We start from the raw sequence: 23,984 nt of genomic DNA, 5'->3' as shown, positions 1-23,984 counted from the left end.
CGGCTTTCTCGAGTATCGAGCGTCGCAGGATGGTCGGGAGGCAGCCTGGTACACCGCGCACGACCTCGACTCCCTGAACGACATCCGCAACTATGCTCCCCGGCGCGGCGGGCGCGGCCGGCCCACCACCTGCTCGCCGCCGATGGGTCCGGTCGCCGCGCCCGTCCCCAAGTGGCCGGGACGCACGCGCCATTGACTTCCCGCGGCCGCGTTGGTTGGGTGGCTCATCCACTGAGTCACCGGATCACCGAGGCGCACACGGAGGAACCCCATGGAGGCACTGCCCCGCGACACGGTCGTCGACGTCCTGGAAGGGCGGTTGCGCGAGGACATCCTCGCCGGGCGGCACCCCGTCGGCAGCTATCTGCCACCGGAACGCCGGCTCGCCGACGGCTACGGCGTCAACCGCACCACCCTCAAGCACGCCTTCGGCCGCCTCGTCCAGGCGGGCCTGCTGGAGACCAAGCACGGCGTGGGCACCCGGGTGCGGGACTTCGCGCGCCTCGGCGGTGCCGATCTGCTGCCCATGCTGGTACGGCACAGCCCGGACTGGATCGGTGAGATCTTCGAAGTGCGCCGATCCATCGGCCAGTTGATCGCCGGGCAGGCCGCCACCCGGGCCACCGCGCAGGACCGCGCCCGACTGCGCGCCCTGCTCGACGCCGTACGCGACGCCGACGGCGGCGAGGCCGTGCAGCTCGCGGACATCGAGGTGCACCGGGCCCTGGCCCGCGCCACCGGCAACCGGGTCTACGTCCTGCTGACCAACACCCTCTTCAACGCCTACCTGCCGGTCCGGGCCGCCCTGGTCGGGCCCTTCACCGACGCCGAGGCCGCCCACGCGCGACTCGAACCCGTGGTGGACGCCGTGGCGGCCGGCGACGAGGTCGGCGCACGGCAGGCGGCCGAGGTGTATCTGACCGCGACCGAGCGGATCATGCTGGAGGAGCTCGCGTGACGGCCGGCCCGAACGCCCGCGCCGAAACCGGCCCCGGTGCGCACCGGACACCGGAGGCGCGCGGCACGACGTTCCGCGAGACGATGCTCGGCACGGTCCGACTCGACGGCGAGGACCGCACCCGCCGGATCCGCCTCGACCTGCGGGTGGCGGCGGACCGGGTGCTGCGCCCCCTCGCCACGACCCCGGCACGGGCAACCGGGCGCATACGGATCGCGGGCCTGTCCGACGACCCGCGGGCCCGGGGCGAGTTGGAGATCTCCCCTCTCGCCAGGCGCCGGATCCGCTACCGCCTGAGCTTCACCGCCGACGGCCGCGACCTCACCCTCGACGGCTGGAAGTCGGTGACCCCGCGCCGCCCGCTCACGTCGATGACGGTGCTGCCGTTCACCCTGTACGAGAACGGGACGCGAGTCGGCACCGGCACGCTGCGCTTTCCCCTCACGACCGGCCTGGCGCCGTTCCTCGCGAGCTTCCGCTTCCCCCGCCGCGAGGCCGCGGACGCGCTCATCTCGCCCCGCTGGAAGGGGGAGCCGGGGCGCACCGAGGTCTGGTACACCACCCTGACCGACCCGGCCACCGGCACCGGACTGTGGCTGCACCACGAACTCACCGCACCCGCCGACGGTTCCCCGCCCTACGCCCACGGCTGGGCCGCGGCCTTCCCCGCGCACGGACCCGTGCGGCACGCCCGTTTCGGCCCGGCCCCGTGGGACCGGCCCTGCGACGGGTTCACGGCGGCGGGCGTGTCGGCCACCCCCGGACGGCTGACCGGATCGGCGGGGACGTTCCGCTGGGACCTCTCCGAACGAGTCACCGACGCACCGCTGTTCACCTTCCCCCGCTGGTCCTGGCGCCGCCCCCTGCTCCCCGCCGCCCAGATCCTGCCCGCCGCGCGCGCCGCCTACGACGGCACCTTCACCTTCGACGGCACCACCCTGACCCTCGACGGCGCCCCCGGCGGCTCGGCCCGCATCTACGGCCACGGCAACGCCCGCCGCTGGGCCTGGCTGCACGCCGACCTCGGCGGGGGCGACGTCCTGGAGGTCGTCGCCGCCGTGTCCATGCGGCCCGTGCTGCGCCGGCTGCCCCCGCTGGTGTTCCTGCGGCTGCGGCGCAACGGCGGCACCTGGCCGCGTCGTCCGGAGCGCGGCGCGATCGGCTGGGCGGGCCTCGGCCGGTTCCGCGCCGAAGTCGGCCTGCCCACCTGGACCGTGACCGGCCGCGCGGGGCTCCGCCGTATCCGGGTCGAGGTCACCCAGCCCGCGGACCGCACCCTCGCGCTCGACTACACCGACCCGGACGGCGCCCCCGCCCTCTGCCGCAACAGCGAACGCGCCGACGCCCACGTCCTGCTGGAGCGACGGTGGTGGCCGGGCGGCTGGCGCACCGAGGCCGAGTGGCACCTGGCCGGCACCGCCCACGCGGAAGTGGGCACCCGATGAGCCTCACCGGATTCGTCGCCGCGCTGCTCGCCGACGACGGCACCGAGCCCTGGTCCGCCCGTGTGCCCGCCCGCCTCGACCGCGTCCTCGACTCGATGCCGCTTCCCGCCCGCTTCGGCGTACGGGCCGCCGCGCTCGCCGTCGACGCCTACGCCCTGGCCCGCACCGGGCGCTCCCTGGCCGGCCTCACCCCCGGCGAGCGGGAGGCGGTGCTCGCCGGCCTGGGCGCGCACCGTGCGCTGCTCCCGCTCCTCGACGTGCTCAAGGTGCCCGTCCTGCTGGCGGCCGGTACCGAGCGCCTGCTCCAGGACGGGGCGAGGCCCACCGCGCCGGCGCCCGCCGATCCACCGCTCGACTGCACGCCGGCCGGCGCCTGGCCCGTCCGCTCCACCGCCGACGCCGTCGTCGTCGGCTCCGGCGCGGGCGGCGCCGTGGCGGCCCGCACCCTGGCCCGCGCCGGGCTCGCCGTCGTCGTACTGGAGGAGGGGCACCACCACTCCACCGCCTCGTTCGGCAGGCGTGCCCCGCTGGACCGGTTCGCCGAGCTCTACCGTGACGGAGGTGCCACCGTCGCCCTCGGCGACCCGCCGCTGCTGCTGCCCGTCGGCCGGGCGGTCGGCGGGACCACCGTGGTCAACTCCGGCACCTGCTACCGCACCCCGGGCCACGTACTGACCCGCTGGACCCGCGACTTCGGCTTCGCGCTCGCCGAACGCCTCGGGCCCTGCCTCGACGAGGCCGAGCGCACCCTGCGCGTCGGCCGTCAGCCCCTCGACGTGCTCGGCACCAACGGTCGGCTCGCGCTGGCCGGCGCGGAGAGGCTCGGCTGGCGGGCCGCGCCGCTGCGGCGCAACGCGCCCGGCTGCAAGGGGTCCTGCCAGTGCGTGGTGGGCTGCCCGACCGGTGCCAAGCAGAGCGTCCAGCTCTCCGTCCTGCCCGACGCCTGTGCCGCCGGGGCACGCGTCGTGACCGGCGCACGGGTACGCCGGATCCTCGTGGACGGCGACCGGCCCGGCGGGCCGCGCGCGGCGGGCGTGCGCGTACGACGGGACGGCGGCGGGGAGTTCGAGATCCTGGCACCGCTCGTGGTCGTGGCCGCGGGCGCCCTCCAGTCGCCGCCGCTGCTGCGGCGCTCCGGCCTCGGCGGCCATCCGCGGCTCGGCCGCAACCTCAGCGTCCATCCGGCCACCGGCGTCGCCGGGCGGTTCGCCGAACCGGTCATCGCCTGGGAGGGCGTACTGCAGAGCGCCGGAGTCGAGGAGTACCACGACGAGGGGATCCTGATCGAGGCCACGGCCACGCCGCCGGGCATGGGTTCCTTCGTCCTGCCGGGCCTGGGCGGGCAGTTGCGCCGCGAGCTGGCCGGCGCGGGGCAGCTCGGCACGCTCGGCGCGATGATCGCCGACCGCCCCTCCGGCCGGGTCCTGGGCCGCGAGCGCACGCTGCTCCGCTACGACCTGGACCCACGGGACGCGGGCCGGCTGATGCGGGCCGTGCGCGCCATGGGCGAGCTGCTGTTCGCCGCGGGTGCAGAGGAGGTCCTCACCGGCATCCCCACCGCTCCCCGCGCCCGCACCCTCGCCGATCTGGACGCCGTCCTCGCCGGGGTGAGCGCGCGCCGACTGCACCTGTCGGCCTACCACCCCACCGGCACGGTGGCCGCGGGCGCCGACGCGGAGCGTGCCCCGGCCGACCCGGTGGGACGGCTCCGGGGCGTGGACGGCGTGCTGATCGCCGACGCGTCCGTGCTGCCGAGCTGCCCCGAGGTGAACCCGCAGCTGAGCGTCATGGCCGCGGCACTGGCGGTCACCGGGGCCTGGCTGGAGCGGTGAGCCGGATCACGGGAGGGGATCCGTCCCCTCCCGTTCAGGCCGCCCGTACCTCGTACGTCCGCACCCGTACCGTCTCGTCGTCCAGGCACTGCCCGGACAGCAGGTCGAAACGCTGCTTGAGCAGCGGGGAGGCGACGAACGGACGGCCCTGGTGGGTGCCGGTCAGGCCCCGGGACAGGACCGCCGCGCCGGTGAACGGGTCGCGGTTGCCGATGGCGTACAGGCCGCCCGCGCGGTCGCGGAAGACGGCGACCTGGTCGCCGTCCGGCAGCAGCGCCGCCACTCCCCGGCCGGGCAGGAGCCGCTGCAGGTCGCAGACCGTGAACCAGCCGTCGGCCAGTCGGAGCTCGATCACGAGGTCGGTCGTCTCGGGTGCCAGGGTCATCGCTGGGCGCTTCCTTCCAGGACGTCTGCCGCTCGGGGCAGGCCGATCGACAGCAGCGGCAGGTCGGGCTTGATCTGGTCGCGTTCGGGGACGAAGGCGACGACCGGGTCGGGGGTGTCGGGCGCGTTCACGAAGGAGACGAAACGGGCCAGCTTCTCGGGGTCGCCGATGGTCTGCGCCCACTCGTCGCGGTAGTGCGCGACGTGCGCCGCCATCAGCCGCTCCAGTTCCTCGCAGATGCCGAGGGAGTCCTCGACCACCACCTCGCGCACGTGCTCCAGGCCGCCGGGGACGCGCTCCAGCCATGTCGACGTGCGCTCCAGGCGGTCCGCCGTGCGGATGTAGAACATCAGGAAGCGGTCGATCAGGCGGATCAGCTCGGCGTCCGACAGGTCCTGCGCCAGCAGGTCCGCGTGGCGGGGAGTCGCCCCGCCGTTGCCGCCGACGTAGAGGTTCCAGCCGTTCGACGTGGCGATCACGCCGAAGTCCTTCGACTGGGCCTCCGCGCACTCCCGGGCGCAGCCGGAGACCGCCGACTTGAGCTTGTGCGGGGAGCGCAGGCCCCGGTAGCGCAGCTCCAGGTCGATCGCCATCCTGACCGAGTCCTGGACGCCGTACCGGCACCAGGTCCGCCCCACGCAGGACTTCACGGTGCGCAGGGACTTGCCGTACGCGTGGCCCGACTCGAAGCCCGCGTCCACCAGGCGGGTCCAGATCAGCGGCAGCTGTTCGACGCGCGCGCCGAACATGTCGATGCGCTGGCCTCCGGTGATCTTCGTGTAGAGACCGAAGTCGCGGGCGATCTCGCCGATGACGATCAGCTTCTCCGGGGTGATCTCACCGCCGGGGATCCGGGGGACGACGGAGTACGAGCCGTTTCTCTGGAGGTTGGCGAGGAAGTGGTCGTTGGTGTCCTGAAGGGCCGCCTGCTCGCCCTCCAGGACATGGCCGCTCGCGCCGATCGCCGGGGCGAGCGAGGCGATGATCGAGGCGACCGCCGGCTTGCAGACCTCGCAGCCGTCGCCACCTTGGGCGTCCTTGCGGCCGTAGCGGTCCAGGAGGTCCTGGTACGACGTGACGCGCAGCGCGAGCACGATCTCGTACAGCTCCTCGCGGGTCTGTCCGAAGCAGCCGCACAGGCCCTTGTCGACCTCGACGCCGCTCGCCTCCAGCTCGGCGGTGACCAGCTGGCCGAGCACCTTGACGCAACTGCCGCAGCCCGTCCCGGCCTTGGTGCACTTCTTCACCTCGGGGACGGTCACGCACCGGTGGTCCGTCACCGCGCCCCGGACGCTGCCCTTGGTGACGTTGTGGCAGGAGCAGATCACCGCGTCGTCGGGGAGCGCGGACGGTCCGAGCTGGGCGCCGCCGCCGGAACCGGCCGGCAGCACCAGGGACTCGGGGGCGACGGGCGGGACCGAGCCGGTGAGGGCGCGCAGCGTGCCGTACGCCTCCGCGTCGCCCACCAGGACACCGCCGAGCAGCGTGCCGTCGCGGCCGATGACGAGCTTCTTGTACAGGCCGCTGCGGGAGTCGGAGTAGACCACGTCGAGGCAGTCGCCGGCGGTGCCGTGCGCGTCGCCGAAGGAGGCCACGTCCACGCCGAGCAGCTTGAGCTTGGTGGAGAGGTCGGCGCCGACGAAGGAGGCATCCTCTTCCTCGTCGGCCGCGATCGTCGCCGCCGCCGTCACGGCCTGCTCGTAGCCGGGGGCGACGAGGCCGTACACCCGGCCGTCCACCGCCTGGGCGCACTCGCCGATCGCGAACACGCGCGGGTCGGTCACCGTGCGGCACCGCTCGTCGACGGTGATGCCGCCGCGCTCGCCGACCGCCAGAGCGCAGTCGCGCGCCAGTTGGTCGCGGGGCCGGACGCCGGCGCTGAACACCACCATGTCGACGGCGAGTTCGCTGCCGTCGGAGAGCCGCATGCCGGTGACGGCGCCTCCGGCGTCCGTGACGATCTCCTGCGTCCCCGTGCCGGTGTGGACCGTCAGGCCCATACCCTCGATGGTGCGCAGCAGCGCCGCGCCGCCGCCCTCGTCGACCTGCACCGGCATCAGGCGGGGGGCGAACTCCACGATGTGGGTGGACAGTCCGAGGCCCTGCAGGGCACCCGCGGCCTCCAGACCGAGCAGCCCGCCACCGACCACCGCGCCGACCCGGGCCCCGCCCTTGGCGTACGCCTCGATGGCGAGGAGGTCCTCGATCGTGCGGTACACGAAACAGCCGGCCGCGTCCTTGCCGGGGACCGGCGGGACGAACGGGTAGGAACCCGTGGCGAGGACCAGGACGTCGTACGCGAAGACCTCTCCCGAGCGCGCCGTGACCGTGCGGGCCGCGCGGTCGATCGTCTCCGCCGGGTCACCGAGGCGCAGATCGATGCCGTGCTTGTCGAGGAACTCCCCGTCGGTCAGGGAGAGGTCCTCGGGGGTCCGGCCGGAGAAGTACGAGGTGAGCTGGACGCGGTCGTAGGCGGGACGCGGCTCCTCACAGAGCACGACCACGCGGTGCGTGCTGGTCAGGCCGCGCTCGGCGAGCGCTTCGAGGAAGCGCTGGCCGACCATGCCATGGCCGACGAGCACGATCGCGGGGGTGTCTGCGGACATCAGGAGCCTCCGTCGTGGGTGAGCAGGTGGAGCAGGGGGCCGTCGGCGGGGAGCGGCTCCGCCCCCTCCCAGGCGCGGGCGAGGGCGCCGACGGTGCCGAGCTCGCCGACCAGGACCCCGCCGACCAGCCGGTCGTCGCGGACGACGACCTTCCGGTAGGTGCCCCGGGTGGCGTCGGCGAGCTGTACGACGTCGTCCCCCGGGCGGGGGTGCGTCTCCCCGAACGCGGCCAGGTCGAAGGGGGCGAGGCCGGAGGGGGCCCGGCCGGCGAGGGTGAGGCGGGTCAGGGAGCGGGTGCCGCTGTAGCGGGCGGTGGAGCTGCCGGTCAGCAGCCCGGCGAGGATGTCGGCCTGGTCGAGCGCGGGGGTCGCGAGGCCGTACAGGGTGCCGTCGTGCTGGGCGCAGTCGCCGATCGCGTGGATGTGCGGGTCGGAGGTGCGCAGCTCGTCGTCGACGAGGACGCCCTCGCCGACCGCGAGCCCGGCCGCCCGGGCGAGCCCCACGCGGGGGCGGACACCGCAGGCCAGGACGACGAGGTCGGCGTCGAGAGCGTAGCCGTCGGCCAGCTCGACCGAGCGGACCGCACCGGCGACGACCCGCACGCCCCGCACCCGGCACTCGGTGTGCACCTCGACGCCGAGGTCCTTCAGATGGCGCCCGACCAGCCGGGAGGCGGCCGGGTCGAGCTGACGCTCCATGAGCCGCTCGGACTGCTGGGCGAGCACGACCTGGGCCCCGCGCACGGCGAGCGCACGGGCGGCGGAGACCCCGAGGAGCCCGCCGCCGATGACGACGGCGCGCGCGGAGGGCCGGACCGCCTTGGACAGCCCCAGGCAGTCGTCCATGGTGCGGAACGCGTGGACGCCCTCCGGCAGCTCGTGGCCGGCGGGGGTGAACAGGCCGCGCAGGGGCGGCAGCACCGGGTTGGAGCCGGTCGCCAGGACCAGCGTGCCGTAGGGGATCACCGAGCCGTCCGCGCAGCGCACGGTCCGCGCCTCACGGTCGATCCCGGTCACCCGCGCGCGGAGCGGCTCCGCCGGGGCGGTGAGGCCCGGCAGGGCGATCACGTCCGGCTCGTACCGGCCGGCCAGCACCTCGGCGAGCAGGACCCGGTTGTACGGGCGGTGCTCCTCCTCGCCGACGAGCAGCGCGGGCGTGCCCAGCTCCCCGAGCCGCCGGGCGAGCCGTGCGCCCGCGAGGCCGGAGCCGATCACCACCACACGCGTATTCGAGGTCATGCATCGCAGCGTGCGGGGCCGGTGTTACCCGGCGGCATCACGTCTGTTTCCCACCGGGAACGCTGCCCTCAGCGGGGGCGGGGGGTGGGTGTGAGGGCTACGCCCGGTGGGGCGGGAGGCCCGGGGTAGGGTCGCGATCATGCCCGACATACCCCTGGTCATGGTCGCCGCCCTGTGCCTCGCCGCCCTCGCGGCCGGCTGGATCGACGCCGTGGTCGGCGGGGGAGGCCTGCTGCTCCTGCCCGTCCTGCTGCTGGGCCTTCCCGCCGGCACCCCGGCCGCGTACGCGCTCGGTACCAACAAGGCCGTCGCCATCGTCGGCACGACCGGCGCCGCCGTGACGTACGCCCGCAAGGCACCCGTGGACGTCCGCACGGCGATCCGTATCGGCCTCGCCGCCCTCGCGGGCTCCTCGGGCGGCGCCTTCTTCGCGGCCGGGATGAGCACGGAGGTGCTCAAGCCGCTGATCATGGTGGTGCTGCTCGCCGTGGCGGCCTTCGTGATCCTGAGGCCCGCCTTCGGCACGGCCCCGGCGCCGGGCCCGGTCACCCGGCGCCGCGTCCTCGCCGCGATCGGCCTCGCGGGCCTGGGCATCGGCTTCTACGACGGTCTGATCGGCCCCGGCACCGGCACGTTCCTGGTCCTCGCCCTGACCGCGGTGCTCCACCTCGACCTGGTCACCGCCTCCGCCACCGCGAAGATCGTCAACTGCTGCACCAACGCCGGCGCCCTCGCGACCTTCGCCTGGCAGGGCACCGTGCTGTGGCAGCTGGCGGCGGTGATGGCCGTGTTCAACCTCGCGGGCGGCACCCTGGGCGCCCGCACCGCACTGAAGAAGGGCAGCGGATTCGTCCGGGTCGTGCTGCTCACGGTGGTGTTCGCGCTGGTGGCGAACCTGGCCTACGAACAGTGGGTGGCCTAGCCGGCGTTTACGGCGACGAGCAGCTCGATCACCCAGGTGGGGTCCTCGTCGCCGTGCCCGGCGGCCGGGCGGCGCTCCATCAGCTTCATGAACGGCGTGAGCAGCCCCGTGCCAAGGTGGGGTACTCGCTGACCTCGCGTGGCGAGGCGCTGGCGCCGCTGGGCGCATGGAGGAAGGCCAACGTGCTCGCCGGGGCCACGGGAGGATTCACGCGCTCCCCGTGAGATGGGCGAACACCACGACGTTGCCCTGGTAGCCGGTGCTGCGTGAGTAGCCGCCGCCACAGGTGATCACCCGCAGCTCGGGCCGGGCCGCCGCGCCGTACACCTTCTCGTCGGGGAAGTTCTTGGCGTCGTACACCTCGATCGCGTCCACCTGGAACCGGGCCACGCTGCCGTCCCTGCGGTCCACCTCGATGGCGCTGCCGCGCTTGAGGGCGCCGAGGCGGTAGAAGACGGCGGGGCCCTCGGAGTTGTCGACGTGCCCGGCGACGATGGCGGTGCCGGTCTCTCCGGGCGTGGTGCCGGCCTCGTACCAGCCGGCGAGGTTCTTGTGCGCGGCGGGCGGCACGTCGAGGCTGCCGGCGCGGGTCAGGCCGAGACCCATCACGGGCGCGTTCACGCGGATCTCGGGGATGCGGATGCGGTCCGGCGGGGACGGCGGCAGACCCGGCGCCGCGGACTGCCGCAGGGCCGGGCCGACCTGCGCCTCGGCGGCCGACGGCTGTGGCGGGGGTGCGTCACGCCCGGTGAGCAGCCACGCGCCGGCGCACAGGGCGAAGACGGTGACGCCGGCTATCGCGACGTCGCCGGTGTTGCCGTACCTGCCCATGTCGGCCTCCCAGCTCGACTGTTCCACCCGTTCCCCCTCCGGGCCGCGAGGGGCGTCGGACCCGGAGGGGGTGGGGACTTGCGGTACCGGCGGACGGACAGCGGAGGGTGTCCGTCAGATCCCGTCGCCTCTCGCCCGGCGATGCAGGAGCCAGGTACCGCCCGCGCCGGCGACGGCGAGAGCCGCCACGCCGGCCGCGGTCTGCACGGGGTCGGAGCCCAGAGCGCCGCCGACCCCCGTCTTCACAATTCCTCTGGGGTGCACATAACCCCGCGCCGATTCCATGACGACCACCAGGTCGCCGCGGACCTCCGGGCCGCCCCCGGGGCACTTGGCGACGATCTCGTACGTCCCCGGCTGCGCGCTCGGCGGCACCCGGAACTGCCCGATCGCGTCGCCCTCGTGCGTACTGGGCGCCAGCGTGAAGCGCCCGGCCCCCACCGCGCTGGCGTCGCCCTCCGCCGTGCCGTCCTTCCCGCAGGCCGTGGTGTTCACGGTGACGTCGCCGCCGGGCACCGCGGTGGACGGGAAGATCTCCAGGCGTCCGCCGTCCGCGCCGTACACGGGCGCGTCGAGCGACCCCGCGGTGGCGACGGCGAGTGCCGTACCGATCAGCAGACGGGCGGTGCGTCGCATCGATGCTCCTCACGAGCTCTCCGGCGGGCCACGGCCCGCGGCACCCCCATGTGCCGCCGTCGGTCGCACCCCTGCACTTCCGAGGTAAAGCGCATCACGACGAGCCCGCCTGCTGATGGGCCGTCAGATTCATGCTGAACGGGTGCCCCGGGGTGCCCGCGGCCCGCGTGTTCGACCCCGTTTCAGCAGGTCACGGTCTTTCGGTCGGCGCCGTGGGGAAAAGTATCCGAAGGGCGCAGGCAGGAGGTGTGAACGGGTGACCGGGCCCCGGAGACACGCCCTGGGAGCTTGACCTCGGCCTTGGCCCAGGTGCGAGGCCCGCGCCGGCTCAGGGTTTCAGGCGCCGGGCCAGTGTCCTGACCGGGCTCTTCCGCGCGACCAGCAGTTCCCGGCGGAGGAGCTTCATGGCGGGGTTGAGCGTCCAAGAGGGGGCGATCGGCGCCCACGGCGGGCGAAACGGCGAGGCCGCCCGCCTCGAGGACGAGTCGGGGGACGACTCGGAGGCGGCCGGCCACGCTACGGTGGCGCTGCTCAGCCCACGTTCACCGCGCTCCAGGCCGCCCCCACGGCCGCGTACTCGGCGCTGTCCGCCCCGTACAGATCCCCCGCCGCCTTCAGGGTCGCCGTCCGCGCCCCCGCGTAGTCCGTCGACGAGGTCATGTACACCGTGAGCGCCCGGTACCAGATCGCGCCCAGCTTGGCCCGGCCGATGCCCTTGACCGTCGAGCCGTCGCAGGTGTCGGAGTCGTGGGCCACGCCGTTGATCGCCTTGGCGCCGCTGCCCTCCGCCAGCAGATACGCGAAGTGGTTGCCGATGCCGGAGGAGTAGTGGACGTCGAGGCTGCCGGCGGTGGCGGTCCAGCAGTCGGCCGAGAGGCCGTCGTGCGAGGGGCGGTCCATGTAGCGCAGCGCCTCCCGCCCGAAGCCCTCGCGCACGACCTTCTCGCCGATCAGCCAGTCGCCCTTGTCGGACCCGTTGCCCGCGTGGAACTCGACCAGCGTGCCGAAGATGTCGGAGGTGGACTCGTTCAGCCCGCCGGACTCGCCGGAGTACGTCAGCGCGGCCGTCTTGGAGGTCACGCCGTGCGCCATCTCGTGGCCGGTGATGTCGAGGGACACCAGCGGCCCCATGTTCGTGCCGTCACCGTCGCCGTACGTCATGCAGAAGCAGGTGTCGTCCCAGAAGGCGTTGGCGTAGCGGGTGCCGTAGTGCACCCGGTTGTACGAGCCCTTGCCGTCGCCCGCGATGCCGTTGCGCCCGTGGACGTCGTGGAAGTAGTCCCAGGTGGTGTCGGTCCCGTACTGGGCGTCCACCGCCGCCGAGACCCGGTCCGTCGTCGTGCCGTCGCCCCACTGGTTGTCGGCGTCGGTGAAGACGGTCGAGGGCGCGCGCACGACACAGATGGTGCCGAGGAGACACAGGTCGGACCGGTTAGCGGCGTCACCGGTGTACGTGCCGCCCCGCGTCGGGTCCGTCAGCTGGTACGACGATCCCGTGGCCGTCGTCTCCAGCGGCACCGTCCCGCCGTACAGCGAACGCCCCTTGCCCGACGCCGACTCCAGGGTGTCCCAGGCATCGATCTGCGCGCCGCTGCGGGCGTCCGTCAGCACCGTGCGGGCGACCGGGTTGCCGCGCCCGTCCAGCGCCGCCGCGTTGGTCCGCCACGCCAGCTTCGGGGTGCCGTGCAGGGCGTCGACGACCAGCTCCGGCTTGGCCGTCAGCCGCTTCAGCGCCTCGCCGAGACGCGTGGCGCGCAGGGAGTTGGCGGCGTGGTCGGCGGCCGTCGGGGCGGAGAGGAGGGGCGTGACGGACGGCAGGGAGAGGGTGCCGCGGGTGGCCCGGCTCACCCCGCGGTAGGTGCCGTCCGGCGCCAGGTGCACCACGAAGTCGCCACCGAGGACGGGGAGTTGCCGGTAGGTGCGGTCGTAGCGCACGTGCTGGCTGCCGTCCTGGTCGACGATCACGTCCCGGACCCTCGTGCCCTGGGCGGCGGTCAGGCCCAGGGCGCCGGCCTGCCGCGCGAGCGCCACGGCCGCGTTCTCGACCGCCTGGTCCCGGGTGGGCCGCTCGGCCGCGCCCGCGGCGGTGGGGGAGAGGGCGGCGGCAAGCAGGGCGGCGGTGGCGGCGGTGACGGCGAGGCGGGAAGCTCGCACGTGCCGTATTCGACTCATCGGTCTCCTCGGGAAGGCGCCGAAGTGGGGGGCGGCGCAGACGTTCACCGAGGTTTACGCGATCATGACTTGTCATGTCCATAGGCGTCCGGTGTGGGTGTGTGAGGGGTGAGAATCGTTTCTGTGACCCTTCCGTTCTTCGTCTACGGCACCCTCCGCCCCGGTGAGCCCCACCACGGCACGTTCCTGCGCGGCCGCACGCACACCGAGGAACCGGCCCGCCTCACGGGCGCGGTGCTCTACGACGGCCCGGGCTATCCGTACGCAGTGGAGGAGACCGGCTCGGTGGTGGTCGGCGAACTGATCACGCCCCTGCCGGACGCTTACGGCGAACTCCTCGCCGCGCTCGACCGGTTGGAGGAGTACGCCCCCGGAGACGCCCGCAACCTCTACGAGCGCGTGGCCCGCGAGGTCGTCCGGGACGCCGACGGCGCGACGCTGCGGGCCTGGGTGTACGTCGCCGCCCCCGCGGTCGCCGCCCGGCTGCGGGCCCGGGGCGAGCCGATCGCGGACGGGGACTGGCGGGCGCGGGGGTGAGTCCGGCGAGGCCTAGGCCGTGGCCGCCCCACTCGCCTGTGTCGCATGCACCGGCTCCACTCTCTCCACGCGCACCGCACAGACCTTGAACTCCGGCATCCGCGAGACCGGGTCCAGCGCGGGGTTGGTGAGGGTGTTGGCGCGGCCCTCGCCCGGCCAGTGGAACGGCATGAAGACGGTGTCCGGGCGGATGGACGGGGTGATCCGGGCCGGTGCCACCGCCCGGCCCCGCCGGGACACGACCGCCACCGGTTCACCCTCGGCCGCGCCCAGCCGCCGCGCCAGCCGCGGGTGCAGCTCGACGAAGGGGCCGGGCGCGGCCGCGTTCAGCTCGTCGACGCGGCGGGTCTGGGCGCCGGACTGGTACTGGGCCACCACACGTCCGGTGGTCAGCAGCACCGGGTACTCGTCGTCGGTTTCCTCCGCGACGGCCCGATGCGAGACGGACACGAAGCGGGCCCGGCCGTCCTCGGTGGCGAAGCGGTCGAGGAAGAGCCGGGGGGTGCCGGGGTGACCGCCCACGGGACGGCCCGGCCGACGCACCCCGGACGCGGAGGCCGCCTCCGCCATCCTCTCCGTATCCGCGTCCCTATCCGTGTCCGTATCCATGTCCTCCTCCCGCGCCGGACACGGCCAGAACACCCCGTTCTCCTCCGCCAGGCGGCGGTAGGTGATGCCCGAGTAGTCCGCCGGGCCGCCCGCGGTCGCGCGGCGGAGTTCCTCGAAGACCTCCTCGGGGTCGGTCGGGAAGCCCTTCTCCACGCCCAGGCGGGCGGCGAGTTCGTGCAGCACCTCCAGGTCGCTGCGGACGCCCTCCGGCGCGGTGATCGCCCGCCGGCGCAGCAGCACCCGGCCCTCCAGGCTGGTCGTCGTGCCGCTCTCCTCCGCCCACTGCGTCACCGGCAGCACGACGTCCGCGAGTGCCGCGGTCTCCGACAGCACCACGTCGCACACGGCGAGGAAGTCGAGGGACCTGACGCGCTCCTCCACGTGCGCGGCGCGCGGCGCGGACACCACCGGGTTGGAGCCCATCAGCAGCAGCGCCCTGATGTCGCCGCCGAGCGCGTCCAGCAGCTCGTACGCGCTGCGGCCGGGCCCCGGCAGGCTGTCGGGGTCGACGCCCCATACCCCGGCCACATGCCGCCGCGCCGCCGGATCGGTCAGCTTGCGGTACCCGGGCAACTGGTCCGCCTTCTGGCCGTGTTCGCGCCCGCCCTGCCCGTTGCCCTGCCCGGTGAGACAGCCGTACCCCGACAGGGGGCGGCCCGCCCGCCCGGTCGCCAGGCACAGGTTGATCCAGGCGCCCACCGTGTCCGTGCCCTTGGACTGCTGCTCCGGCCCGCGCGCGGTGAGCACCATCGCGGCTTCCGGTGCGCAGAACATCCGTACCGCCTCGCGCAGTTGGGGCACGGGCACCCCGGTGATCCGCTCCACGTACTCCGGCCAGTGCGCCATCGCCGCGGCCCGCGCGTCCTCCCAGCCGCTCGTGCGCTCCCGGATGTACTCCTCGTCGGTCCGCCCCTCGGCGACGACCAGATGCAACAGCCCCGACGCCAGCGCGAGATCGGTACCGGGCCGGGGCGCGAGGTGCAGGTCGGCATGTTCGGCGGTCCTGGTGCGGCGCGGGTCGACCACGATCAGCGTGCCGCCGTTGTCCTTCAGCTCGGTCAGGTACCGCAGGGCCGGCGGCATGGTCTCCGCGAGGTTCGACCCGACCAGGATCACGCACCCGGTCCTGGGGATGTCCTCCAGGGGGAAGGGCAGCCCCCGGTCCAGACCGAAGGCCCTGGTCCCGGCCGCCGCGGCCGACGACATGCAGAAGCGCCCGTTGTAGTCGATCTGGGAGGTGCCCAGCACGACGCGGGCGAACTTGCCGAGCGTGTACGCCTTCTCGTTCGTCAGCCCACCCCCGCCGAACACGCCCAGTGCGTCGGGCCCGTGCGCCGACCGGATGGAGGACAGCCCCTCGGCGATCCGGCCGAGCGCCTCGTCCCAGGTCGCGGGCTTCAGCGCGCCCCCCTCGCGGACCAGCGGCGAGGTCAGCCGCACCCGCGACGACAGCACCGCGGGCGCCGTCCGGCCCTTGCCGCACAGCGCGCCCCGGTTGACGGGGAAGTCCGCGCGCTCGCCGACCTCGACCGTCCCGTCCGGGGCGGGCGTGAGATTCATCCCGCACTGCAGGGCGCAGTACGGGCAGTGCGTGGGCGTCGCGGAGGGTTCCATGCACGTCAGCGTGCGTCGCCGGTGTTACGTGCCGCGACGGCTCCCTGTTACACGGGCGCGACGGTGATCTCCCCGCCCCCTACGGCCGGCCGTGAGGCATCCGCACCGGCACGGGCGGCCGGGAATGCCAGAACGGCCCAAAGGTCGCAGGTCAACGACCAATTCCGGTCAAGGTTCAGTCGCCCTCGTCACTGCTCCCCACCTGCCGCGAGCGCCCGTTCCACCCCGGGCTCGCGCGGCCCGAGGAACCGTGGATCCGGCTTGAAGGCGACGTCCAGCGCGCCCTTTCCCGCCGCGAGGATCTCCCGGACGCCCCCGTAGTACCAGGTCGCGTCGTGCCGCTCGTCCACTCCGACGCCGTACGACGCGACCCCCGCCGCCTCGCACAGCGCGACCGCGCGCCGGATGTGGAAGCCCTGGCTGATCAGCACCGCCTCGTCCACGCCGAAGATCTTCCGGGCCCGCACACAGGAGTCCCAGGTGTCGAAGCCCGCGTAGTCACTGACGATCCGGGTGTCCGGGACGCCGTGCCGGGTGAGATAGGCGCGCATGGCGTCCGGCTCGTCGTAGTCCTCGCGGCTGTTGTCGCCGGTGACGAGCACCGCCTTCACCCGCCCCGCGCGATACAGCTCGGCCGCCGCGTCGAGCCGATGGGCGAGGTACGGCGACGGCTCGCCGTTCCACAGACCCGCGCCGAAGACGACCGCGACTTCGGTGCGGGGCGCGTCGGCGGTCGTGCGCAGCCGGTCGTCCGTGCTGACGTGCATCCACGTCGACGGCACCAGCGCGAGCACGCACCCCGCGAGCAGCGCCTGCACCAGCCGCCGCTGCCCGGTCCGGGTGCGCGGCAGACGCGGTCGGCGGATCTTCATGGGACGCCCTCCCAGGTCGGCTCCGACACGTCGGCGACACATCGGGTTCGACACGAAGAGACGCTCCACCAGGCTCCAGGGTTCCGTGAGCGCCGTCACTGTGGCCGCCGAAACCCCAGGTCACCCCACCTCACACACCCCCGGCACCGGACGGTGAACCTGACGAAAACACCCGTGACGCCCGCGCAACGGGCCGGCAACGTCGGGGCGCGACGATCGGTTCATGACGGCGTTGCTCCCGCTTCACCACGAGTCCGGCCACGGCCCCGGCTCCCCGGCCCTGGTCCTGGTGGCCCACGGCAGCCGCGACCCGCGCACCCTCGCCACGGTCCACGCCCTGCTCGACCGGGTCCGCGCGCTGCGCCCCGGCCTGCGCGCGCACCTCGGCCACATCGAGCTGAACGAGCCCCTGCTGCCCCGCACACTGGCCGCGCTCGGCGACGACGAGGCGATCCTCGTACCCCTCCTGCTCAGCCGAGGCCACCACGTCAAGCGGGACATCCCGGAGATGGCCGCCGCCGCCCGGGCCCGCACCCGGGTGGCCGCGCCGCTCGGCCCGCACCGCCTGCTCGTGCAGACCCTCCACGTCCGCCTGGCCGAGGCGGGCCTGCGCACACCCGTGACGGAGTCCGAACGCCGCTCGACCGCCGTGATCCTCGCCGCGGCCGGCTCCCGCGACCCCGACGCCGCGACCGACACCGGCCGCACCGCGACCCTCCTGGCCGCCCGCCTGGGCGTCCCGGTCCTTGCGGCCTACGCGTCGGCCACGACCCCCACGGTGGCGGACGCGATCCGCACCCTCAGGTCACAAGGCCGTCAGCGCACAGCCCTGGCCTCGTACTTCACGGCGCCCGGCAGATTCGCGCAGGAGTGCGCGGACGCGGCGCCGGGCATCGCCGCGGCCCCCTTGGGAGCCCACCCGCTGATGGCCCACCTGGTGCTCACCCGCTACGACGAGGCAAGATCCATTAGCCCGACGGCCCTCCCGGAACTGGCGCCGGTCTGATGCCCCCAGAGGGCGGGGAACTGCGCGACAAGCCACTCACGACCCGCACCCGCCACACACCATGACCCGGCGGACGCGTACGCGATTGTCACCCTCTGCACTTACTGTCGATTCATGGAAGGCACCGCACAGCCCCAGCACGAGAACCACGTCCCACCCCCCGGCTACGACCCGACGTCGGTCGACCGCTGGGCCCCCGAGCCCGACAAACGCCCCGGTCGCACGGCCTTCCAGCGCGACCGTGCCCGCATCCTCCACTCCGGCGCCCTGCGCAGGCTCGCCGGCAAGACCCAGGTGGTGACCCCCGGCGGGACGAGCAGCGCGGCCTGGGACCCGAGCCCGCGCACCCGCCTCACCCACTCCCTGGAATGCGCCCAGGTCGGCCGCGAACTGGGCGCGGCCCTCGGCTGCGACCCCGACCTGGTCGAGGCCGCCTGCCTCTCCCACGACCTCGGTCACCCGCCCTTCGGGCACAACGGCGAACAGGCGCTCAACGAATTCGCCGAGGACTGCGGCGGTTTCGAGGGCAACGCCCAGTCCCTCAGACTCCTCACCCGCATCGAGCCCAAGCGCTTCACCCCGGAGGGCTCGGTGGGCCTCAACCTCACCCGCGCCGCCCTCGACGCCGCCACCAAGTACCCCTGGCCACGCGGCGCTCACCCCACCGACCCGGCCTCCCCGAAGTTCGGTGTGTACGAGGACGACCGCCCGGTGTTCGACTGGGCCCGCAAGGACGCCCCCGGCACCCGGACCTGCTTCGAGGCCCAGGTCATGGACTGGTCGGACGACGTGGCGTACTCGGTGCACGACGTCGAGGACGGACTGCACGCCGGCCACCTCGACCCCAACTGCCTGCACGCGGAGCCGGAACGGCAGGCGGTGTTCGAGGTCGCCGTCGGCCGGTACGTCCCGGCGGACACCGACCCGGCCGAACTCGCCGCCGCCCTCGACCGGCTTCTCGACGAGGAGTGGTGGCCGCACGGCTACGACGGCACGGCCCAGGCCCAGGCCCGCCTCAAGGACGCCACCAGCCAGCTCATCGGCCGCTTCTGCCTGGCCGCCGAGAGCGCCACCCGCGAGGCGTACGGCGGCGGCCGGCTCACCCGCTACGCCGCCGAACTGGTCGTACCGCGCGAGACCCGGTTGGAGTGCGCGGTGCTGAAGGCGGTCGCCGACCGGTACGTCATGCAGCGCGCCGAACAGGCCCGCCTCCGCGCCGACCAGCGGGTCGTCGTCGCCGAGCTGGCGGAGGCGCTCACCGCCCGCGCCCCGGACGGACTGGACCCGCAGTTCCGGGCGTTGTTCGACCGCGCGCCCGACGACCGCGCCCGCAAACGGGTGATCGTCGACCAGATCGCGTCCCTGACCGACGCCTCGGCACGGTCGCTTCACGTGCGGCTGACGGCGCACCTGTGACACTGACGCGAGGTGGGGGGACCCCGCCGGGGGCCGAAAGTGACCCTGCGTGGCCTGATCGGGGCACTCCCTCTTCCCGCATCACGCTCCGTGCGGGACGCTCGCATATGACCGCACGTCGAACTCGCACGGGGCGGCAGGATTACGAGGAGGCATCAAGTGGTCGACGCGGATCAGACGTTCGTCATCGTCGGAGGAGGGCTCGCCGGTGCGAAGGCGGCCGAGACGCTGCGGGCGGAGGGCTTCAGCGGCCGGGTGATACTGATCTGCGACGAACGCGACCACCCGTACGAGCGCCCGGCCCTGTCGAAGGGCTATCTGCTCGGCAAGGAGGAGCGCGACAGCGTCTTCGTGCACGAACCCGCCTGGTACGCGCAGAACGACATCGAGCTGCACCTCGGCCAGACGGTCGACGCGATCGACCGCGCGGCGAAGACGGTCCGCTTCGGCGAGGACGGCACCGTCGTCCGGTACGACAAGTTGCTGCTGGCCACCGGTTCCGAGCCCCGCCGCCTGGACATCCCCGGCACCGACCTGGCCGGCGTCCACCATCTGCGCCGCCTCGCGCATTCCGAGCGGCTGCGCGGCGTCTTGCAGTCGCTGGGCAGGGACAACGGCCATCTGGTGATCGCCGGCGCGGGCTGGATCGGCCTGGAGGTCGCGGCGGCGGCGCGGGAGTACGGCGCGGAGGTCACGGTCGTCGAGCCGGAGCCGACCCCGCTGCACGGCGTGCTCGGCCCGGAGCTGGGCGCCCTCTTCGCCGAGCTGCACCTGGACCACGGTGTCCGGTTCCGCTTCGGGGTCCGGCTGACCGAGATCGTCGGCCAGGACGGCATGGTGCTGGCCGCCCGCACGGACGACGGCGAGGAGCACCCCGCGCACGACGTCCTCGCCGCGATCGGCGCCGCCCCCCGGATCGGGCTCGCCGAGGCGGCGGGCCTGGAGATCGCGGACCGGGCGCACGGCGGGGGCGTGGTCGTCGACGAGCGGCTGTGCACCTCCGACCCCGACATCTACGCCACCGGTGACGTCGCCGCCTTCCCGCACGCCCTCTACGACACCCGCATCCGCGTCGAGCACTGGGCGAACGCGCTGAACGGCGGCCCGGCGGCGGCGAAGGCGATGCTGAACCGGCCGGTGACGTACGACCGGGTGCCCTATTTCTTCTCCGACCAGTACGACCTGGGGATGGAGTACTCGGGATGGGCGCCGCCGGGGACGTACGACCAGGTGGTGATCCGCGGGGACGCCGGCAAGCGGGAGTTCATCGCGTTCTGGCTGGCCGGGGGCCGGGTGCTGGCCGGGATGAACGTCAACGTGTGGGATGTCACAGAGCCGATCCAGAACCTGATCCGCTCGCAGACGCCCCTGGACGCCGACGCCCTGGCCGACCCGCACGTCCCGCTGGACAGCCTGCTCCCGTAGCCGACGGGACTGTCGTTCCGTCCCCGTAGAATCGCCTCGTGGCAGGACGGATCAACGACGAGGACGTGAAGGCGGTACGGGACGCGGTCCCGATCGACGCCGTCGTGTCCGAGTACCTCCAGCTGCGCGGCGCGGGCGGCGGAAACCTCAAGGGCCTGTGCCCCTTCCACGACGAGAAATCGCCGTCCTTCCAGGTCAGCCCGAGCAAGGGGCTCTTCCACTGCTTCGGCTGCCAGGAGGGCGGCGACACCATCACGTTCGTGATGAAGGTCGACCACCTCTCCTTCTCGGAGGCGGTCGAGCGCCTCGCCGCCCAGGCCGGCATCACCCTGCGCTACGAGGAGGGCGGCTACAACCCCGCCCACCAGCGCGGCGAACGCATCCGCCTGGTCGAGGCCCACAAGATCGCCGCCGAGTGGTACGCGGAACAGCTCGCCACCGGCCCCGAGGCGGAGACCGGCCGGGTCTTCCTCGCCGAGCGCGGCTTCGACCAGTCGGCCGCCGTCCACTTCGGCGTCGGCTACAGCCCCCAGGGCTGGGACCACCTCACGCGCTACCTCCGCGGCAAGGGCTTCACCGACAAGGAGCTGCTGCTCTCCGGCCTCTCCCAGGAGGGCCGCCGCGGCCCCATCGACCGCTTCCGGGGCCGGCTGATGTGGCCGATCCGGGACATCGGCGGTGAGGTCGTCGGCTTCGGCGCCCGCAAGCTGTACGAGGCGGACAACGGCCCGAAGTACCTCAACACGCCGGACACGGCCATCTACAAGAAGTCCCAGGTCCTCTACGGCATCGACCTCGCCAAGAAGGAGATCGCCAAGGCCAGCCGCGCGGTGGTGGTCGAGGGCTACACGGACGTCATGGCCTGCCACCTCGCCGGTGTGACCACGGCCATCGCCACCTGCGGCACGGCGTTCGGCGGCGACCACATCAAGATCCTCCGCCGTCTCCTCATGGACAACGGCTCGGCCCGCGTCATCTTCACCTTCGACGGCGACGCGGCAGGACAGAAGGCGGCGCTGCGGGCCTTCGAGGACGACCAGAAGTTCGCCGCCGAGACCTACATCGCGATCGCCCCCGACGGCATGGACCCCTGCGACCTGCGGCTCGCCAAGGGCGACGAGGCGGTGTCCGACCTGGTCGAACCCCGCACGCCGCTCTTCGAGTTCGCGCTGCGCCAGATCGTCGTCCGCTACGACCTCGACACCCCGGCCGGCCGGGCCGCCGCGCTCGACGAGGCCGCCCCGATCGTCGCCCGGATCAAGAACAGCGGCGCCCAGCACGAGGTCGCCGTCCAACTCGCCGGCATGCTCGGCATCCTGGACACCCAGTTCGTGGTCAAGCGCGTGGCGCAACTGGCCCGCTGGGCACGTGACCGCGGCGGCAAGGGCCCGGCGCCCACCCGCCCGCAGCAGGGGTACGACGTCGCCCCCACGCCCCGGACGTCGGGCCCGGCCCTGACGCTGCGCAACCCGGTGTACGCCACCGAGCGCGAACTCCTCAAACTCGCCCTCCAGCGCCCCGAGTTGGTCTCCCCGGCCTTCGACGCCTACGGCGTCGACGAGTTCACCGCCGCGCCCTACGCCGCCGTACGCCAGGCCGTGCTGGACGCGGGCGGCGCCGAGTACGGCGTACAGGACCCGCAGCAGTACCTGATCAGGGTCCGTGAGGCGGCCCCGGACGACACCGTCCGCGCGATGGTCACGGAACTCGCGGTCGAGGCGATCATGCGCCGCACGGTCGACGAGGCGTACGCGGGAGAACAGCTGGTCTGGGTCCGCCGCCGGGCCGTCGACCGCCGCATCCAGGACGTCCAGAGCACCCTGGCCCGCCTGAGCGGCAGCGGTGACGCGGCCCGACTGGCCGCGGTGCAGAACGAGTTGTGGGTGCTCCAGCAGTACGGACAGGCACTGCGGGAGCGCGGCGCCGCCGCCCTCTGACCCCTGGGCGAACCGCCCCCTGGGTCCCGCGATGACCGCCCCGTCACGGGCCGAACGCAAAAAGTCACCGCACGCCCCTCGTGGCGGCGATGTGTCGTACCCCACACTGGGTCCCGGTGCCTGAGTCCTCGGAGCGCGGCCGATCCGTTTCCCACGGGTCGCTCACCCCCGCGGTTCCGCTCATCGCGTACGGGACGGACAGCGGCGAGGCCGCCGACTCCGTCCCCCGAGCAGCGCTGCCGCACGCCTCAGCAGCGATCACCCTGGAGGTCGCCCCCGTGCAGACCCAGACCCTCATCCAGACCGACAGCGCCGGCGCCACCGGCGCCGACAGCACCGCGCCGGACGCGGAGCCGGGTGTGCTGGTGGCCGTGCCGCCGCAGAGCCGGGCGGCGCGCCACCCGGAGACGGAGCCGCCCGAGGTCACGGAGGCCGCCGGGCACCACGGGGAGGCCACCGAGGCGCCCGGTGCCGTCGAGTCGGGCGAGCCGGTCGACGCGGAGGCGGTGATCCAGGCGGAGCCCGTCGACCCGCCCGTGCCCACCCGGGCCGACACCAGCGGCCCCTCCTCGGACCTGTTCCGTCAGTACCTGCGGGAGATCGGCCGCATCCCGCTGCTCAGCGCAGCGGAGGAGGTCGAACTCGCGCGCCGTGTCGAGGCCGGCCTGTTCGCCGAGGCGAAGCTGAGCGGCGCCTCCGACCTGGACTCCCAGCTTGCTCTGGACCTGGACCGCCTGGTCGTCATGGGCCGGATGGCCAAACGCCGTCTCATAGAGGCGAACCTGCGGCTCGTCGTCTCGGTCGCCAAGCGGTACGTCGGCCGCGGACTGACCATGCTGGACCTGGTGCAGGAGGGCAACCTCGGCCTCATCCGCGCGGTGGAGAAGTTCGACTACGCCCGCGGCTACAAGTTCTCCACGTACGCGACCTGGTGGATCCGCCAGGCCATGTCCCGCGCCCTCGCCGACCAGGCCCGCACGATCCGGGTCCCCGTCCACGTGGTCGAGTTGATCAACCGCGTGGTCCGTGTGCAGCGCCGGATGCTCCAGGAACGCGGCTACGAACCCACCCCCGAGGAGGTCGCCGCCCACCTCGACCTGCCGCCCGAGCGGGTCGGCGAGGTGCTCCGCCTCGCCCAGGAGCCGATCTCCCTGCACGCCCCCGTGGGCGAGGAGGACGACGTGGCCCTCGGCGACCTGATCGAGGACGGCGACGCGGCCAGCCCCGTCGAGTCGGCCGCCTTCCTCCTCCTCAGGGAGCACCTGGAGGTGGTCCTGTCGACCCTGGGCGAGCGGGAGCGCAAGGTCGTCCAGCTCCGCTACGGCCTGGCCGACGGCCGGCCCCGCACCCTGGAGGAGATCGGCCGCATCTTCGGCGTCACCCGCGAACGCATACGCCAGATCGAGTCGAAGACCCTGAACAAGCTGCGCGACCACGCCTTCGCGGACCAGCTGAGGGGCTACCTGGACTGACCCGGGGGCCCCAGTGACCACCGAAGCGTATGTGTACGACGCGATCCGCACCCCGCGCGGACGTGGCAAGG

At 73.6% G+C, this 23,984-nt stretch carries 18 protein-coding genes and 1 pseudogene; 11 read left to right on the top strand and 8 right to left on the bottom strand.

Annotation, left to right across the window (positions count from 1 at the left end; all coding sequences use genetic code 11):
- From AB0O67_RS27360 to AB0O67_RS27345, 4 genes and pseudogenes are all read left to right on the top strand, one after another.
- Positions 1-196: pseudogene (locus AB0O67_RS27360) on the top strand (hypothetical protein); the annotation flags it as partial.
- A 75-nt stretch (positions 197-271) separates the two neighbouring features.
- Positions 272-958, top strand: coding sequence for an FCD domain-containing protein (locus AB0O67_RS27355; protein WP_365455257.1), 687 nt, complete (start codon positions 272-274; stop codon positions 956-958).
- Positions 955-2,403, top strand: coding sequence for a hypothetical protein (locus tag AB0O67_RS27350; RefSeq protein ID WP_365455254.1), 1,449 nt, complete (start codon positions 955-957; stop codon positions 2,401-2,403). Before AB0O67_RS27355 ends, AB0O67_RS27350 begins: the two co-directional genes overlap by 4 nt.
- Positions 2,400-4,235 carry a GMC family oxidoreductase gene (locus AB0O67_RS27345; protein ID WP_365455251.1) on the top strand — a complete coding sequence of 612 codons (1,836 nt, stop codon included), beginning with the start codon at positions 2,400-2,402 and terminating at the stop codon, positions 4,233-4,235. The genes AB0O67_RS27350 and AB0O67_RS27345 overlap by 4 nt, the downstream gene beginning before the upstream one ends.
- 34 nt (positions 4,236-4,269) lie before the next feature.
- Here the strand turns inward: AB0O67_RS27345 and nirD are convergent, their stop codons facing one another.
- The 3 genes from nirD to AB0O67_RS27330 are packed head-to-tail and all read right to left on the bottom strand — an operon-like array spanning position 4,270 to position 8,464.
- A complete protein-coding gene (gene nirD / locus AB0O67_RS27340) occupies positions 4,270-4,620 on the bottom strand; it encodes a nitrite reductase small subunit NirD (RefSeq protein WP_365455248.1) in 351 nt (116 codons plus the stop codon).
- Positions 4,617-7,226 (bottom strand): nitrite reductase large subunit NirB, encoded by a 2,610-nt coding sequence (gene nirB, locus AB0O67_RS27335; RefSeq protein WP_365455245.1) that lies wholly within the window; start codon positions 7,224-7,226, stop codon positions 4,617-4,619. The genes nirD and nirB overlap by 4 nt, the downstream gene beginning before the upstream one ends.
- Positions 7,226-8,464, bottom strand: coding sequence for an FAD-dependent oxidoreductase (locus AB0O67_RS27330; RefSeq protein WP_365455242.1), 1,239 nt, complete (start codon positions 8,462-8,464; stop codon positions 7,226-7,228). Before AB0O67_RS27330 ends, nirB begins: the two co-directional genes overlap by 1 nt.
- A 139-nt stretch (positions 8,465-8,603) precedes the next feature.
- On the opposite strand from AB0O67_RS27330, the gene AB0O67_RS27325 reads away from it, so the two are divergent.
- Positions 8,604-9,386 (top strand): TSUP family transporter, encoded by a 783-nt coding sequence (locus AB0O67_RS27325; RefSeq protein WP_365455239.1) that lies wholly within the window; start codon positions 8,604-8,606, stop codon positions 9,384-9,386.
- A 207-nt stretch (positions 9,387-9,593) separates the two neighbouring features.
- Here the strand turns inward: AB0O67_RS27325 and AB0O67_RS27320 are convergent, their stop codons facing one another.
- The 3 genes from AB0O67_RS27320 to AB0O67_RS27310 form a co-directional block, all read right to left on the bottom strand.
- Positions 9,594-10,217, bottom strand: coding sequence for a class F sortase (locus AB0O67_RS27320; protein WP_365455260.1), 624 nt, complete (start codon positions 10,215-10,217; stop codon positions 9,594-9,596).
- 114 nt (positions 10,218-10,331) lie between these two features.
- On the bottom strand, positions 10,332-10,853 hold the full coding sequence (locus tag AB0O67_RS27315) for a hypothetical protein (protein ID WP_365455236.1): 522 nt from the start codon (positions 10,851-10,853) through the stop codon (positions 10,332-10,334).
- A 531-nt stretch (positions 10,854-11,384) separates the two neighbouring features.
- Positions 11,385-13,025: a M4 family metallopeptidase gene (locus tag AB0O67_RS27310; RefSeq protein ID WP_365455233.1), complete on the bottom strand. Its 1,641-nt coding sequence runs from the start codon at positions 13,023-13,025 to the stop codon at positions 11,385-11,387.
- A gap of 123 nt (positions 13,026-13,148) precedes the next feature.
- Here AB0O67_RS27310 and AB0O67_RS27305 point away from each other — a divergent pair, with 123 nt between their 5' ends.
- Positions 13,149-13,562 carry a gamma-glutamylcyclotransferase family protein gene (locus tag AB0O67_RS27305; protein WP_365455230.1) on the top strand — a complete coding sequence of 138 codons (414 nt, stop codon included), beginning with the start codon at positions 13,149-13,151 and terminating at the stop codon, positions 13,560-13,562.
- 12 nt (positions 13,563-13,574) lie between these two features.
- Here the strand turns inward: AB0O67_RS27305 and AB0O67_RS27300 are convergent, their stop codons facing one another.
- Complete coding sequence (locus AB0O67_RS27300; RefSeq protein WP_365455227.1) at positions 13,575-15,785, bottom strand: molybdopterin oxidoreductase family protein; 2,211 nt, start codon at positions 15,783-15,785, stop codon at positions 13,575-13,577.
- 188 nt (positions 15,786-15,973) lie between these two features.
- Positions 15,974-16,657 (bottom strand): ElyC/SanA/YdcF family protein, encoded by a 684-nt coding sequence (locus AB0O67_RS27295; RefSeq protein WP_365455224.1) that lies wholly within the window; start codon positions 16,655-16,657, stop codon positions 15,974-15,976.
- Positions 16,658-16,880: 223 nt separating this feature from the next.
- Between AB0O67_RS27295 and AB0O67_RS27290 the strand changes: the two genes are divergently transcribed.
- The 5 genes from AB0O67_RS27290 to AB0O67_RS27270 all read left to right on the top strand — a co-directional run bounded on the left by AB0O67_RS27290 (position 16,881) and on the right by AB0O67_RS27270 (position 23,913).
- Positions 16,881-17,663: a sirohydrochlorin chelatase gene (locus AB0O67_RS27290; RefSeq protein WP_365455221.1), complete on the top strand. Its 783-nt coding sequence runs from the start codon at positions 16,881-16,883 to the stop codon at positions 17,661-17,663.
- Positions 17,664-17,777: 114 nt separating this feature from the next.
- A complete protein-coding gene (locus AB0O67_RS27285; protein WP_365455218.1) occupies positions 17,778-19,079 on the top strand; it encodes a deoxyguanosinetriphosphate triphosphohydrolase in 1,302 nt (433 codons plus the stop codon).
- 159 nt (positions 19,080-19,238) lie between these two features.
- A complete protein-coding gene (locus AB0O67_RS27280) occupies positions 19,239-20,504 on the top strand; it encodes an FAD-dependent oxidoreductase (protein ID WP_365455215.1) in 1,266 nt (421 codons plus the stop codon).
- A gap of 38 nt (positions 20,505-20,542) precedes the next feature.
- The gene (dnaG, locus tag AB0O67_RS27275) at positions 20,543-22,441 is read left to right on the top strand and encodes a DNA primase (RefSeq protein ID WP_365455212.1); all 1,899 of its coding nucleotides are present in this window, start codon (positions 20,543-20,545) and stop codon (positions 22,439-22,441) included.
- A gap of 116 nt (positions 22,442-22,557) precedes the next feature.
- Complete coding sequence (locus tag AB0O67_RS27270; protein ID WP_365455209.1) at positions 22,558-23,913, top strand: sigma-70 family RNA polymerase sigma factor; 1,356 nt, start codon at positions 22,558-22,560, stop codon at positions 23,911-23,913.
- Positions 23,914-23,984: the final 71 nt, after the last annotated feature.

The sequence above is a fragment of the Streptomyces sp. NPDC086077 genome, from assembly GCF_040686175.1.
In the GTDB taxonomy this organism is placed as follows: Bacteria; Actinomycetota; Actinomycetes; order Streptomycetales; family Streptomycetaceae; genus Streptomyces.
The sequence above is the reverse complement of the archived record's forward strand: the minus strand, read 5'-3'. Positions and strand labels throughout refer to the sequence as shown.